The sequence below is a fragment of the Paenibacillus sp. LHD-117 genome, assembly GCF_030929555.1.
Taxonomy (GTDB): Bacteria; Bacillota; Bacilli; order Paenibacillales; family Paenibacillaceae; genus Pristimantibacillus.
The window spans coordinates 1-14140 of record NZ_JAVFVT010000057.1; the positions used below are offsets into that span (position 1 = coordinate 1).

The following is a 14140-nucleotide window of genomic DNA, read 5'->3' on the forward strand; positions in this document are numbered from 1 at the left end:
GGTAACCAACCCACGGATAGCAGCGTGCCGACCGTCGCTCGCTTATTTGCTCCCGCGCCTAGTGTTTTGGTGGTGCAAAATGCAAGGGCTTGACTAAAACGTTCATAGCAACGGAACTCAGCGCTCTTATAATGCGGTTTTGAGCATATATGGACATCTAACGGAAACAAGAGCACTTATTCCATTGAAAATGACGTTTTTCAGGCTGAAAAACAAGAATAAGGCCTCATGCTTCCTTTAGATTATCAAATGGATCAAATTGAGCCGAATAGCGTTCACTGTTTCCGTTAGCATTCAAGAACAACCGAAAGGGTAAAGTTAGTTTAGGATCATTCTATTAGTCGTCTCTTAAACTTTAATCCTCTAGCCGGCATTCCTCAAGTGGAATGACGCGCGTGCGGTGCTTGACCTTGTATCCGAGGAATACGGCGAGAAATAGCGGGAGGCCGATATACGTCGCGGCGATTCCGTACAGGTTCACGTTGCCCTCGCGGAACATCGAGTACCCTTGGCCGATCATGACGATGACGCAGATGATCAGCGCCACGATCGGACCGATCGGGAACCACTTCGCCTTGTAAGGCAGCTCGTCCAAGCTGCGGCCTTGGGCCGCGAACGCCCGACGGAACCGGTAATGGCTGATCGCGATACCGAGCCATGCCAAGAAGCCGCACATACCCGACGCGTTCAGCAGCCACACGTATACCTTGCCTTCCCCGAACAGGGAGGCAAGGAACGCGAGCAACCCGAACGCCGACGTGACGACGAGCGCGGTGACCGGAATGCCCCGATGGTTCAGCCGTTTCAGCCAGCCCGGCGCCTTCCCTTCCTTGGCCAGCACCCACAGCATGCGCGTGCTCGCGTAGAGGCCGGAGCTGCCGGCCGACAGTACCGATGTCAGGATAATCGCGTTCATGACGGATGCCGCGAAGGCAAAGCCCGCCCGCTCGAACACGATCGTGAACGGGCTGACCGCGATATTCGTGATGTCCCCCTGCAGCAAAAGCGGATCTTGGTAGGAAATCAGCGTGCCGATAATGAAAATAGCCAAAATGTAGAACAACAGGATGCGCCAGAAGATCTGTTTAACCGCCTTCGGCACGTTTTTCGACGGTTCCTCGCTCTCTCCCGCGGCCACGCCGATCAGCTCCGTCCCCTGGAACGAGAAGCCTGCCGTCATAAACACACCCAGCAGCGCCATGAAGCCGCCATGGAACGGCGCGTCGCCTTCGGTCAGATGCCGGAAGCCAGCATCGTGGTTGCCCATGATGCCCGCGATCATCAAAATGCCGATCCCGATGAAGACCAGCACCGTAACGACCTTGATCATCGAGAACCAATATTCGGATTCCCCGAACGCCCGAACGGACAAATAGTTGATAAAGAAGATGATGCCGAGGAACAACGCGGTCCACAGCGCGGTAGGCGAATCTGGGAACCAATATTTGACGATGAGCGTCGCGGCCGATATTTCCGCGGCGAGCGTGATCGCCCAGTTAAACCAATAGTTCCATCCGAGCGCGAAGCCGAACGCCGGATCGACGAATCGCGCCGCGTAGGTGCTGAACGAACCCGATACCGGCATATAAGCCGCCATCTCGCCGAGACTCGTCATCAGAAAATAGACCATGAACCCGATCGCCGCGTACGCGAGCAGCGCCCCGCCCGGTCCCGCCGAGTGGATCGCCCCGCCGCTGGCCAGGAACAACCCCGTCCCGATGGAGCCGCCGAGCGCGATCATCGTCATATGCCGGGCCTTCAGCCCGCGCATTAATTGTTGTTTGCCTTGCTTGTTCTGTTGATTCTTGCTGTCCATCTTTCAATTCCTCTCCGACCAAATCAAGGTGAAACGGCTGTCGCCGTCCTTTGGCGGTGCAGCGCGTTTCATTCCGAGAAATATAAGCACAGTATAGTGAAAACTTATACTTTCTTATATTTCAAAATAAGCCCGCGTCCGTCAACCGGACGCGAGGCTGTTCTTCGCTATCGAACCTTCTTATTATAAAAGGACGACTTCGCGTTTGCTATTCGATATTTTTTCCAATTGGTCCCGATCGCAGTCATGCCCGCCGTTGTTCCTGCAAGCAAACCTTGAGATGGAAATCCGCTCTTATTGCGCCTCCGTCTGCGCGTCGCCTTCCGCTGCGGGAGGCTGCGGCATGCTGCCGTCGGCAGGCGGCTGGCCGCCCATGTCGCCGGGACGGCCGCCTCCGGCTGGGCGTTCGCCTGGTTGGCCGCCCATGCCGCCTCCGCCTCCCATCGGACCGCCGCCCATGCCGCCACCGCCGCCGGTCGTCACGCCCGATTCGTTCACCCAAGTGACGGCGCTCGTAATCTCGAAGTCGACGACTTTCGTGACGCCGGAGTACTCCCCTTCGGTATACAAGCCGCTGACTTCGCTGCCGGCAGAGGTGCCGCCCGTGTAGAAAACGTACGTGCTGCCTTGCTTCAGGTCCGGCGAGCTGATTAGTACCGATTGGAACGTCTTGGCCGGCGCGAACGTCGCGATCTCGTTGCCGTCTCCGTCTTCCAAACGGACGGTCGTACCTGCTTCCTGCGCCTGAGGGAATGTCATCAATACCGATTGCTGGGTCGAGGTGTCCGCCGTCGCTTGGGCCATGCCGGAGCTGCCCGCCGAGATCAGGAATCCTCCGCTAATCTCGAAGCTGCCGTCATAGTCGACAGAACCGTTGCCGCTGTTCGTCGGGCCGTTCACGATCACGGTACCGCCGCTCATCGCGATCGAGCCGTTCGAATCCAGCCCGTCTCCATTGCTGTTCACCGTCAGCGAGCCGCCGCTGATCTGCAGCTGATGGGTACCGTCGCTGAACGTATCCTGTCCCTGGCGTCCCCCTTCGGCCGTACTATCGTTGCCGCCGGCCACATTGACGCCGTCGTCGGAAGCCGTTATCGTCACTTCTCCGCCGGAAACCGCGATGACGGACCCTTCGATGCCTTCATAGCTCTTCGCGATGTCGATCGTGCCGCCCGAGATCGTCGCCGCGCTATCCGCATGGATGCCGTCGTCGCCCGACGTTATCGCGAACGTGCCGCCCGCGATGAGCGCATTGCCATTGGTATGCACGGAGTCATCCGCTGAATCGATCGTGAACGTGCCTCCGTTCACCTGCAGATTGCCGCCTGCCTTCAGCGCTTTGGCGCTGGTCGACTCCTCTTCGGCTGCCGTCGCGCTTGCGTCGTCTGCGGCACTGGCATCTGCCGCGGTGCCGGCATTGGCAGCCGCGCTGCCGTCAGTCGCAGCATTCCCGTCCGCTGCAGCTCCCGATGTCCCGGAGCCGCTCTGCGCGCCGCCTGCTGCCGGAGCGCCGCCGCCCCATCCGCCGCGCTCTTCCGTGTGGACCTCGCCGTTCGCGTTGCCTCCGCCGGAGACCAGTTTATAAGTGCCGCCGTCGATCAGCATCGACGTCTCGGCTTGCAGCGCATCGTTGCCGGAAACAATATCGAATGTACCGCCGCCAATGGCGATGATGCCCTTGCCTTCTTCGGCGTCGTTCGTCGACTTCACGCCGTCTCCCCCAGCATCCACGGTGAGCGACGTGCCTTCAAGAAAGGCCACGAGATCCCTGCCCATCACGCCGTCATCCACCGCTTTGACGGCGATCGTGCCAGACACGAGCTTCAGATCATCCTTGCTCGCGATGCCGTTGTTGTAATTACCCTCCACCGTCAGCTTGCCCGTGCCGTTAATCGTCAGATCCGCCTTGCTGAAGAGCGCCGCATTCGGCTCGTCGGAGGAAGCGTCGGCGAGAGCGTATTCCGCCCCGTCCGTCAGGACGTTCTCCGTGCCTTCTTGCAGAGTCACGACGACCTTGCCCGCTTCTACGATATAGAGCGGCGCGTTGTCGTTATCGTGCAGCTCTACGCCGTTCATGACCAGATGAACGGTCCCTTCCTGCACGTCGACCGTTAGCTGTCCATCGCTTAGCTTGCCGCTCAGCACATAGGTTCCGGCTGCCGTAATTTTCACCGAACCGCCGTCCGTCGCTTCGGCTCCGCTGCCCGTCACGGCAGCGCTCGTCCCGCTGAACGCGATGGAAGTCGCGTTATCCGCGCTCCAATCGGCGTTATAATCTTCGTCGTCGAAGGTGACCAGCCCATCCATCGTGAGGTTCGCTTGCTCGACAACGGCGGCGGTCGTTTCACCCTCCTGCTGGACAGCGGTCTCGGCTGTACCTGCATTATTCGTTGTTTCGTTGCTGCAAGCCGAAGCCAGCAACACCGTGCATAAGGCAATCGCGCCTAAATAACGTTTCATATTCCATTTTTTCATCGTTTATCGTTCCCTTCTCATTCTTTTTTAATAATCGGCCGCTACCGTAGGAACCATCGTCAAGGAGAGATCCAGATTGCCGTTCCGGCAGCGGATCGCGTCCAGGAATGCCTTCTGGTCCGTCGATGGATCAAGCGTCACCGTATACACCAGCTCGTACAAGCTGCCAAGCTCGGTCGTTCTAACCTTCTTCAGCTCATGCGCCACGCCGAATTGCTCGAACACTTCGGTGAACGCCTCTTCGTAGCCCAGACTTTCCGGAATCGTCACTTTGAGCAGCTTCTGCGCCTGCTTCCTTGCTCCGAAATTGAACTTGTTCAGCGCGTACATCAATGCGCAGAGAATGAGCGTGAACAAGAAGGCATAACCGAATGCGCCGACGCCGCAGGCGAGACCGGCCGCCATCGTGAACAGGACGTACGCGATGTCCTTCGGATCGCCGGGTGCGCTTCGGAACCGGATGATCGAGAAGGCGCCGGCCAAGCTGAACGCTCGCGCAATATTGCTGCCGATGAGGAGAATAATAATGGCTACGATAACGGGAAGGATCACCATCGTTAACGTAAAATTTTGCGAATAGCCGGTTGGGTTCGTCTTCATGTACGTGTAGCTGATGATTCCCCCGAGAACGATGGCGATCAGAATCGTCACGACCGAGCTAGTGAAGGTCATGGTCGCGCTCGCCGTCGTGGGGTTGAATATCGTTTCGAAATCAAACATGGAGAACACGCTCTCTTTCCTCAAGTTGGTGGTTGTTTGCGATAGGGATATGACCGGCGTTGCCGTGTCTAACCGTCTTCTTGAACTCGTTGCCGTACTTGGAGAAGCTGGTCCGGTACAAGCCGTGATCGGACAACAATCTCGACAGCCACATCGGTATCGTCTTCTCCGCCTTCACTTCCATCAGCCACTTGTTGCCTTCGACCAACGGCTCACCGTGATCGCCCCTCTCGAGCCCTAGGTCGTATCGCCGGCTTCGGATATTGGTATCGAAGGTGATCCTCAAATCGCGGCTGTCCTTGCTGAACAAGGCTTTGCGCTCGTACGCGAGATAGACTTTGGGCTCCAGCTCGTAGCGGCGAAGGAAATATTTGATTTCCTCGACGACCTGCTTGTTCATATAAGGCATGTACGCCGGCTCGATTCCGGTGCGAACGAAGTCGTACGCCTCGTTCAGCTTCAGCGCCGTTCTTCGTTTGTTGACGAGCCCGAACACCTTCTTCTTCATTTCCAGATACACCTTCGCGTCGCGATTCGGGACTCCATAGGCTCTGAGCCGAAGCTTCTCCTTATATTTGGGCTTCGACAAGCTGGCCCGGATCAGTGAATCGTGCCGGGTATCGAAATACAGGTTGCTAATGGAATAAAACTCGTGCTGCTTGTTATAATCGTCAAGCTCCATATGGTCCAGCAGGTCGTAATAGAAGCGCCGGTATGCCCCATCGTCGAGCAGATATTTGTTCTCGTACCGATTGAATACCTCAATGGCCATCTCGTTCATTTCCTTTCCGCGCTTTCGCTAGTGTCTCGCCTCTCATGTCTGTAATCTTAGTCCGCCAACCTTTAATGAATCTTAAACGGATTTACAATTTCGATACAAAAATCGCGCTTCTACTTATATCAGCTACCTGGTATGCATCGTGATCAAAAGCGGACTTGTTGAACATCCTCTCAAAGTTAAGGTTGATTAAAGGTTGGATTGGTATAATGGGAGTACGAATCTAGAAACGATGCAGAGGATGAACGATCGATGCGAATCTTGATCGCCGAAGACGAGGTACATTTGGCAGAGGCCTTATCGCAAATACTAAAGAAACAGCATTACTCCGTGGACGTCGTGCATGACGGAAGAGACGCGCTCGATTACGCGATGAGCGGCATCCACGACCTGCTGCTGCTCGACATCATGATGCCGGAACTCGACGGAATAAGCGTGCTGAAGAAGCTTCGCGGCGAGGGTATATCCACGCCGGTCATTTTATTGACGGCTAAGGGCGAAATTACCGATAAAGTGACGGGGCTCGACCATGGCGCGGATGATTATATCGCGAAGCCGTTCTCGACCGAAGAGCTGCTCGCCCGCATCCGGGCGGCGCTCAGGCGCAAGGGAGAAGTCATACCGGAGGACGCGCTGACGTTCGGGGATATCGAGCTGAATACGGCGCATTTGAAGCTGGCCGTGCGGGGCAAGGAGCTGAAGCTTAACTTGAAGGAGAGCGAGCTGCTCGAGCTGCTGGTCACGCGGAAACAGGCGGTAACGTCGAAGGAGCAAATCATCGAGAAGCTATGGGGCTTCGATTCGGACGCGGAATATAACAACGTGGAGGTATACATCTCGTTCTTGCGGAAGAAGCTGACCTTCCTCCACTCGACGGTGCGCATTACTACGATTCGGGGCGTCGGGTACGTCCTGGAGGTGACGGAGTAATGTTCAAAAAGCTGAAGAACCGGTTCCTCTTGCTGAACCTCGTGACGATCTCCGTCATGATGCTGGTCGCCTTCGCCGCCATCTACGCCATCACCTATCAGGACGTGCGGCGCGATATCGGCATGGAGCTGCACAAAACATCGGAGTTTTATTATAATCCTCACGGAAACGTCGGGAAGCAGCGTTCCGGCCCGGATGAGGAATACAAGAATATGCCGGGAGATCCGCCTATGGAGTCGGGTTACGGCGGCCCGCCCCCGGGAAGAACCGTCTCGTTTATGCTGCTGGCGGACCCGTCCGGCGCGATCTCGGTTACCGAGTCGAGATTCGACATGGAAGCGGCGTTCTACGAGGAAGCATTGGAGAAGGCGCTTGAGAGCGGCAATGATGCCGGGCAATTCGCGCTGGATGGCAACGACTGGGCTTTCTCCGCGCAAGCCGCCGCTTCCGGCACGATGTTCGTCTTCATGGACGTCACCGCCCAGCAGGGCATTCTGACGAATTTGATCTACACGTTCGTGGCCGTAGGGCTAGGCATGCTGATCGTCATCTACTTCATCAGCCGCTTCTTCGCCAGCCGCTCCATCGCGCCGGTCAAGGAGGCGTTCGAGAAGCAGAAGCAGTTCATCGCCGATGCCTCCCACGAGCTGAAGACGCCGCTGGCCGTCATCCAGACCAATACGGACGTACTGCTCGCGAATCGCGAGGATACGATCGAGAGTCAAGCCAAGTGGCTTCACTATATTAAGCACGAGACGGAACGGATGGCGAAGCTGACGAACGATCTCTTGTACTTGACGGAGATGGACGACTCGCGAGCCGCCATGCTTTTCTCCGAATTTAATCTGAGCGATGCCGCCGAGACGGTCATTCTGACGATGGAAGCGGTCATCTTCGAGAAGCGGCTCAGGCTCGATTACGACATCGAGCCCGGGCTGACGGTGAATGGCAGCAGCGAGCAGCTGAAGCAAGTCATGATGATCTTGCTGGACAATGCCATCAAATATACGAATGCGGAAGGCAGCATATCGATCAGCCTGAAGAAACAGCATCACGACGTGGTGCTGTCGGTGTCCAATACGGGCGAAGGCATCGCTCCCGAACATCTGAACCGGATCTTCGACCGGTTCTACCGCACGGACGCTTCGCGGACGCGCAAACAAGGCGGCCACGGATTAGGGCTCGCCATCGCCAAATCCATCGTCGAGCAGCATGGCGGGAAGCTCTATGCAAGGAGCACGGTTGGCGAGACGACAACGTTTTTCCTGCACCTGCCCATGCATTAATGAATCAAGAGCAAAACAAAGAGCATCCGGCAGGATGCCCTTTGTTTGAATTAATCCCTATTGTCCGGCCGATACCGGAATCGGTCCAAGTCGATCCGACCTTCATCGTCCGCCTCGACGCCCTCTCCGCTGAGGAAGAGGAGTTGCCTGAACCGAGACTCGTCATCCCGGATCGCGATCTCGCCCTTCGCATTGACGACTCTATGCCATGGCAGCCCATGCGCTTCGCTCATGGCATGCAAAATCCGGACGACCTGCCTGGCGCCTCTCGCGCTGCCGGCCTGCTCCGCGATCTGCCCGTATGTCATGACGCTTCCTTCCGGAATGCTTTTAATGATCGAGATGACTTTTCTCGTGAATGGCTGCATCGATTGTCCGGATCCCTTCTTCATGTCGCATACTAATCCCGATCTATCGTGGGCATAAATTCACTTTAACATCAACAAAAATCCCTTACAACCGCTAAAGCGGCCGCAAGGGATTTGATTCGAACGCCGTTGCTATTACAGTACTCTTCTAGCCGTCGAGTACCGTTTCGTGTAATCGCTGAGGTTATTGATTCGAACGCCGTTGAAGCTGCTGCTGATCGTATTGTGAATGAACTGTCCGTTGCCGATGTAGATGCCCACATGGCTAACCGCCGAAGTCTTGCCGTTGTTGAAGAAGATCAGATCGCCTTTCTGCAGGTTGCTCTTCGACACGTATTTACCGGCGTACTTCTGGGAGGCCGTGCCCCACTTCAAGCTCACTCCGTATTTGCCAAAGACGTACTTCGTAAACGAAGAGCAGTCGAAGATCAGCTTGCTCGGATTGTTGACGCCGTATTTATAAATGACCTTGCCTTGCAGAGCTTTGGCCGCGGCAATAATGCTGTCGGCCTTCGCCGATGCCGTCGTTGCGGAAGCCGCATGGGCTTGTCCGATATTAGAAGTGCCGAGCGCCGCTTGTCCCGACACGAGAGTTACGCATACTGCCGTCGCGATTGCCGTTTTCTTGATCCAGTTGTTTGTCATGATATACCTCCTGATGTCGAATTTTCTATACACGGAGTATATCATGATCCATTCGGGAGAAAGTGGATTCTAAGCGCTTTCTAACATAGGCAAAACCTTCTTGCAGAGGAAGCCATCCGCCAAAATCTCAAAAAAAGCATTGTGCCTCGCATGCTGATTGATGTACGGTAGTACAATGGCAGGCGGCGCACGCCGCCCGCACAATCGGACGCACGGCTTGGAGGTTTTCGAACGGAATGGAACGTTTATCGCGCATCAACCGCATTTACGCCATGCAATTGGCTACCATCTTTATCGGCTTTATCATTTTCGGATTTTCGGAAAATATTAAGGGTCCCGCCATTCCGCGCATCCAGTTCGACTTTATGCTCGGCGAAGCGCAGCTCGGAACGCTGCTGTCGCTCAATGCGCTCGGGTATCTGCTCGCCTGCGCGTTCACGGCTTACCTGACGCGGATCTGGGGAATCAAAATCGTTACCGTGAGCGCCTTCGGCGTAATGATCGCGTCGGGCGTACTCATCTATCTGTCCCGCAGTTATCCGATGTTCTCCTCATCTTACTTTCTGATGTACATCGGCAACGGGATGCTCGAAATCGCGCTTGCCATCTTGGGAGCGCGCATCTTCGTAAAAAATACGGGGATGATGATGAATTTGACCCATGGTTTCTACGGACTCAGCTCTACCGTCGCCCCGCTCATCGCGACGGGCATGATGTCCGTCAGCGTGTTCGGCCATACGCTCGATTGGCGCGGGATGTATTTGATCATGCTTTCGTTATCCATTCTCCCTATTCTGTCCGCCCTGCTAAGCACGTTCCCCGGCGAGGATCCCGCGCATGGCGAACGGCTTCCGTTGCGAACGCTCATGCGGGATCCTGCCCTATGGCTCATGGTGATGATTCTGACGTTCGGCGTCGTGTCGGAATTGGCGGTTGGCGGCTGGCTGGTCAATTTCCTCGAGAAGACCTATGGCTGGGACACCGTTACGGCGTCCGGCATGTTATCGGCTTTCTTCCTATGTTTTGCGCTTGCGAGGCTCCTATTAGGACCACTAACCGATAAGATCGGATTCATACTTTCGCTGATGCTCTTCTCCGCTTTCTCTGCGTTGTGCACGTTCGGAGCCCTCGCCGGGGGAGAAGGCTTCGCCTATCTGTTCGCCGCGGCGGGCATCGGAATCGCCATGATCTACCCTACCGTCATGGCTTTCATCGCCAAACGATACCCAAGCGGCACGGACGCGGTCATCACGTTCACGGTCACGATCATGGGCATCGGCAGCGTAATCGGCAACTACCTCATCGGGGGCGTCATCGAAGCGGCGAAACGCCTCTACGGGATCGATGCGCCGGGCAGCCTGATTCGCGGCCTTCAGGCCGGGTACGGCTTCATCGGCTTATGCGCGGCGATCTGCTCCGTGTTCAGCTTCATTCTGTACCGGTATTTAAAGAAGCGCAATGCGTTGATTTAGAGGTCGGCGAGTGTCGCATATACGGCTGGCATAAAGGAGAAAATGCGATTCGCGTCGAAAGCCTTTCTGCAGCGTTGTTACCCGATTGTGTTCATCGAGGGCAACCCCATAGGAGGAGAAACATGCAGAAAGCGAAGTTAGGCCTGCAGGTACTAAGTTTGTTTACGGCCATTGCCCTGACGGGCTCCGCGTTGTCGCAGAGCGTCATGGCGGAGGAAGCGGCCAGAGGCCCGCTCAAGGATGGCGAGCCCGGCTATTACGCTTATCAGGTGCTGAAGCATCTAAGCTCGGAGATCGGTTCCCGCGCAGCGGGCAGCGAAGAGGAAAGCGCGGCTGGCGCGTATATTTTGCAAGGGTTCAAGAAGCTGGGCATGACCGCGGAGCTGCAGCCGTTCGAATATCAGTTCGCCGAGGACGGTGAACTCTTACATTCGGCGAACGTCGTCGCAACCAAACCCGGTTTATCCACTCGCGTCGTGTACGTGGGAGGACATTACGATTCGGTTGAAGCCGGCAAAGGCGCCGACGACAACGCTTCGGGCATCGGCGTTATGCTGGAAGCCGCGCAAGCGTTATCGAACGTAGAGACGCCCTATACAATCAAGTTTATCGCTTTCGGCGCGGAAGAGGTCGGACTGATCGGGTCCGAGCACTATGTCTCGGGGATGACGGCCGAGGAAATCGACAATGCGGTCGCCATGATCAATCTGGACAGCTTGGCCGTCGGGGACGACATGCTCATCTACGGCAATAGCGGCACCGACGGGTTTGTGCGCGAGCTGGGGCTCGACATTGCGGAACGGCTAGAGCTGGACGTATCCACGCAGACAGGTCTCAATCCGCTCTACCCGGCCGGCACGACGATTGACGCCAGCGATCACGTCCCGTTCAAATATGCCGGCATTCCGTACGGCTACCTGGAATCCACAAACTGGGCGCTTGGCGAGATGGACGGCTACACGCAAACGGAGAAGGACGGCGAAGTCTGGCATACGGAGAAAGACACGCTTGCCTTCATTTCGGAAAACTATCCGGGTCGTATCGAGGAGCATTTGAGCACCTTCACGCAACTGCTTATCGGTATTCTGCTGGAAATCGAAGAACCGACCGGACCCGCGTTCCACGATCTTGGCGGCGTTCCATGGGCGGACGAAGCCATTGGCACGCTCGCTTCCATGGATATGGTCATCGGCGACGGCTACGACCGCTTCGAACCGTCGAAGACCGTTACGAGAGCCGAAATGGCCACGATGCTGGTGCGCGCGCTCGGCTTGCTCGATCCGTACGCAACGGTGGATTTCGACGATGTTCAGCCTGATGATTGGCATTATTCTTTTATTGCTTCTTTCGTCGATTGGGGCTTGGCGCAAGGCGTGGGCAATGGCAAATTCGATCCAAACGGCACAATTACCCGCGAACAGATGGCGGCAATGGGCGCAAGCGTGCTAATGACGTTCACGGACAAGCTGGTCGCGAACGCGGATGATTCGCTCGCGCGGTATCGCGATCGCTCCGACATCGCAGCTTATGCGCGCGACTCCATTGCTCTTCTTACGGAACAGGGCGTCATGCAAGGCGTCGCGGACGGAACGTTCGATCCCAAGGGAGCTGTAACGCGAGCTCAGGCGGCAGTTATGATTTACAAGCTTTTAGGTTACGAATAGCAATGAGAGAAGGCCTCCTGCGGCATCGCGGGGGCCTTCTTCTTTACATTGACAAGAGTAGTTGTTTCGCATATAGTTGTTATGACAACTATTTATCGATTCGAGTTTGGAGGTGTCGATGAAATGTCCATAAAAGAGGCATACGACGGCCCGCTGCCGGTCGGGTTCCTAATGGGTCTTACCTACAGGAAGCTTGCAGCCCTGTTCCAGCTGAGGCTTAGCGAATACGACATTACGCCCGAGCAGTGGTCGGCGCTGAACCAGATCGACCGAGCGCAGGGGCTTATCCAGAAGGAAATCGCCGAGCGGACGGGCAAGGACAAGCCGACAACGACGCGGATTCTAGACCTTCTGGAGAAGAAGGGCCTTATCTATAGGAAAACCGGCAAAAACGACCGGCGATCGCTGCTCGTATACAGCACTGAACAGGGAAGGGCGCTCATTCGGGACACTGCGGAGATCGAGAATAGCGTAACCGCAGAAGTGAAGCGTTGCATGAGCGGAGAGGAATATAACGTCCTGCTGGATCTGCTGTTGCGCACGCATCAACAGATCAGCTTGGCGTTCAACAAGACCGAATAGCAGTCAGACATCACGAAAGAAGGCGATCATCCATGCAGGCCGACCAGTCAAATCAAACGATCCCGGGATCGCGCCATGAACCGGACAAGCCCCTTTGGACCAAGTCGTTTATCGCGCTGACGGCTTGTTTTTTTCTGTTGTTTTTTAATTTGCAAATGCTTTTGTCTTCCTTCTCTTCCTATGCAAAGGACCAATTTCTGGCCAGTGACCTGCAGGCGAGCTTGGTGACGAGCGTGTTCGCGCTCGCTGCCATCGCGACCCGCTTCCTGACGGCACCGCTTATGCGGCTTGTCTCCCGCAGCTTTCTGCTTGTTACGGGGCTTCTTGTAGCGACAGTAACAACGGCGCTCTACTCCGCGCCCGACTCCTATGGCGTCTTCCTTGCTCTGCGGATCGTTTACGGCATCGGCTTCGGACTCGCAAGCACCATCCTCCCGACGCTCGTCTCGCAGATTATCCCGTCGCGCCGCATGGGCGAAGGAATCGGCTACTTCGGGCTGTCCACGAGCCTTGCGATGTCGATCGGGCCCGTTATCGGCCTGAACGTCATGAAGCAAGCCGGATTCGGGACCCTGACGCTGGTCGGCGCCGCCGTGGCGGCGCTGGTCTTGCCCATCCTGCGGTTTTCCCGCTCCGGGTCCGAGCGGGTACGATCGGCGCCTTCCATCGCAGCCACGGCTAAACCGTTATCGTCCAAGCCCGGCTTTAATCGCAGGTTATTGTTCCCTGCTCTGCTCAACTTTATCTTGTCGATCACGTACAGCGGACTGCTGAGTTATCTCGCGTTATTCGGCGACTTCGTGCATATCGAGCAGGTGGGGCTGTTCTTTCTCTTTAATGCGGTCACCATTATCCTGATCCGTCCCGTCTCCGGAAAGCTGTTCGACAGGCGCGGGCATATGACCGTCCTTCTTCCGGCTGGCGTCTGCGTCGCGATCAGCATGCTGCTGTTATCGCAGGCCACCTCGATGCCGATCCTGATCGCATCGGCGTTGATCTACGGCCTCGGCTTCGGCGCCATCCAGCCGACCATTCAAGCCTGGATGCTCCACTCGTCAGCTCAAGAGCAATATGGGACGGCCAACAGCCTTTTTTACAACTCCACCGATTTCGGCGTAGCCATCGGAGCAATCGTCCTCGGTGCCATCTCATCGGCTACGAATTATGCGGTCATGTACCTGTATTCGGCGGGTTTCATGGCGATGTTCGTGCTGCTTGGCGCTGTTCAGCATCTGGCGGCGCGCAAGCGCGAACGGGAGCACGAATTGAACAAGGCGGAAGGCTTGTCCATGTCCTAAATCGTCCGAAACGCAAAAAGCACCTCGAAGGTGCTTTTTATGCGTTTCAGCGGACCAGTCACTTGATGCCCGCCTAACGATACTTCGCCTGAACGCAACTCTGACT

General features: G+C 56.3%; 12 protein-coding genes. 6 read left to right on the forward strand and 6 right to left on the reverse strand.

Annotation, left to right across the window (positions count from 1 at the left end):
- Nucleotides 1-355: 355 nt before the first annotated feature.
- The 4 genes from RB620_RS28860 to RB620_RS28875 all read right to left on the reverse strand — a co-directional run bounded on the left by RB620_RS28860 (nt 356) and on the right by RB620_RS28875 (nt 5783).
- Nucleotides 356-1816, reverse strand: coding sequence for an amino acid permease (locus RB620_RS28860; protein WP_308100450.1), 1461 nt, complete (start codon nt 1814-1816; stop codon nt 356-358).
- A gap of 294 nt (nt 1817-2110) precedes the next feature.
- Nucleotides 2111-4291, reverse strand: coding sequence for a carbohydrate-binding domain-containing protein (locus RB620_RS28865; RefSeq protein ID WP_308100452.1), 2181 nt, complete (start codon nt 4289-4291; stop codon nt 2111-2113).
- Nucleotides 4292-4318: 27 nt separating this feature from the next.
- Nucleotides 4319-5011, reverse strand: coding sequence for a DUF4956 domain-containing protein (locus RB620_RS28870; protein ID WP_308100454.1), 693 nt, complete (start codon nt 5009-5011; stop codon nt 4319-4321).
- The gene (locus RB620_RS28875; protein WP_308100456.1) at nt 5004-5783 is read right to left on the reverse strand and encodes a polyphosphate polymerase domain-containing protein; all 780 of its coding nucleotides are present in this window, start codon (nt 5781-5783) and stop codon (nt 5004-5006) included. Before RB620_RS28875 ends, RB620_RS28870 begins: the two co-directional genes overlap by 8 nt.
- A gap of 258 nt (nt 5784-6041) precedes the next feature.
- On the opposite strand from RB620_RS28875, the gene RB620_RS28880 reads away from it, so the two are divergent.
- A complete protein-coding gene (locus RB620_RS28880) occupies nt 6042-6719 on the forward strand; it encodes a response regulator transcription factor (protein WP_308100458.1) in 678 nt (225 codons plus the stop codon).
- A complete protein-coding gene (locus tag RB620_RS28885; RefSeq protein WP_308100460.1) occupies nt 6719-8005 on the forward strand; it encodes a sensor histidine kinase in 1287 nt (428 codons plus the stop codon). The genes RB620_RS28880 and RB620_RS28885 overlap by 1 nt, the downstream gene beginning before the upstream one ends.
- Before the next feature lie 50 nt (nt 8006-8055).
- On the opposite strand, the gene RB620_RS28890 is transcribed toward RB620_RS28885, so the two are convergent.
- Together RB620_RS28890 and RB620_RS28895 are read right to left on the reverse strand one after the other, a co-directional pair.
- Entirely contained in the window at nt 8056-8373 is a 318-nt protein-coding gene (locus RB620_RS28890) for an MGMT family protein (RefSeq protein WP_308100504.1), read from the reverse strand.
- A 135-nt stretch (nt 8374-8508) separates the two neighbouring features.
- Nucleotides 8509-9018 carry a C40 family peptidase gene (locus RB620_RS28895; RefSeq protein ID WP_308100462.1) on the reverse strand — a complete coding sequence of 170 codons (510 nt, stop codon included), beginning with the start codon at nt 9016-9018 and terminating at the stop codon, nt 8509-8511.
- 236 nt (nt 9019-9254) lie between these two features.
- On the opposite strand from RB620_RS28895, the gene RB620_RS28900 reads away from it, so the two are divergent.
- The 4 genes from RB620_RS28900 to RB620_RS28915 all read left to right on the forward strand — a co-directional run bounded on the left by RB620_RS28900 (nt 9255) and on the right by RB620_RS28915 (nt 14034).
- The gene (locus RB620_RS28900; RefSeq protein ID WP_308100464.1) at nt 9255-10490 is read left to right on the forward strand and encodes an MFS transporter; all 1236 of its coding nucleotides are present in this window, start codon (nt 9255-9257) and stop codon (nt 10488-10490) included.
- Between the two features lie 122 nt (nt 10491-10612).
- Entirely contained in the window at nt 10613-12154 is a 1542-nt protein-coding gene (locus tag RB620_RS28905) for a M20/M25/M40 family metallo-hydrolase (protein ID WP_308100466.1), read from the forward strand.
- 123 nt (nt 12155-12277) lie between these two features.
- Entirely contained in the window at nt 12278-12736 is a 459-nt protein-coding gene (locus tag RB620_RS28910; protein ID WP_308100467.1) for a MarR family winged helix-turn-helix transcriptional regulator, read from the forward strand.
- Nucleotides 12737-12768: 32 nt separating this feature from the next.
- Complete coding sequence (locus RB620_RS28915; RefSeq protein WP_308100469.1) at nt 12769-14034, forward strand: MFS transporter; 1266 nt, start codon at nt 12769-12771, stop codon at nt 14032-14034.
- Nucleotides 14035-14140: the final 106 nt, after the last annotated feature.

Coding starts and splice junctions, on each gene's coding strand:
- RB620_RS28865 (WP_308100452.1), bottom strand. CDS start 4,291: ATGAAAAAATGGAATATGAAACGTTATTTAGGCGCGATTGCCTTATGC.
- RB620_RS28895 (WP_308100462.1), bottom strand. CDS start 9,018: ATGACAAACAACTGGATCAAGAAAACGGCAATCGCGACGGCAGTATGC.
- RB620_RS28910 (WP_308100467.1), top strand. CDS start 12,278: ATGTCCATAAAAGAGGCATACGACGGCCCGCTGCCGGTCGGGTTCCTA.
- RB620_RS28875 (WP_308100456.1), bottom strand. CDS start 5,783: ATGGCCATTGAGGTATTCAATCGGTACGAGAACAAATATCTGCTCGAC.
- RB620_RS28860 (WP_308100450.1), bottom strand. CDS start 1,816: ATGGACAGCAAGAATCAACAGAACAAGCAAGGCAAACAACAATTAATG.
- RB620_RS28870 (WP_308100454.1), bottom strand. CDS start 5,011: ATGTTTGATTTCGAAACGATATTCAACCCCACGACGGCGAGCGCGACC.
- RB620_RS28900 (WP_308100464.1), top strand. CDS start 9,255: ATGGAACGTTTATCGCGCATCAACCGCATTTACGCCATGCAATTGGCT.
- RB620_RS28890 (WP_308100504.1), bottom strand. CDS start 8,373: ATGCAGCCATTCACGAGAAAAGTCATCTCGATCATTAAAAGCATTCCG.
- RB620_RS28880 (WP_308100458.1), top strand. CDS start 6,042: ATGCGAATCTTGATCGCCGAAGACGAGGTACATTTGGCAGAGGCCTTA.
- RB620_RS28885 (WP_308100460.1), top strand. CDS start 6,719: ATGTTCAAAAAGCTGAAGAACCGGTTCCTCTTGCTGAACCTCGTGACG.
- RB620_RS28915 (WP_308100469.1), top strand. CDS start 12,769: ATGCAGGCCGACCAGTCAAATCAAACGATCCCGGGATCGCGCCATGAA.
- RB620_RS28905 (WP_308100466.1), top strand. CDS start 10,613: ATGCAGAAAGCGAAGTTAGGCCTGCAGGTACTAAGTTTGTTTACGGCC.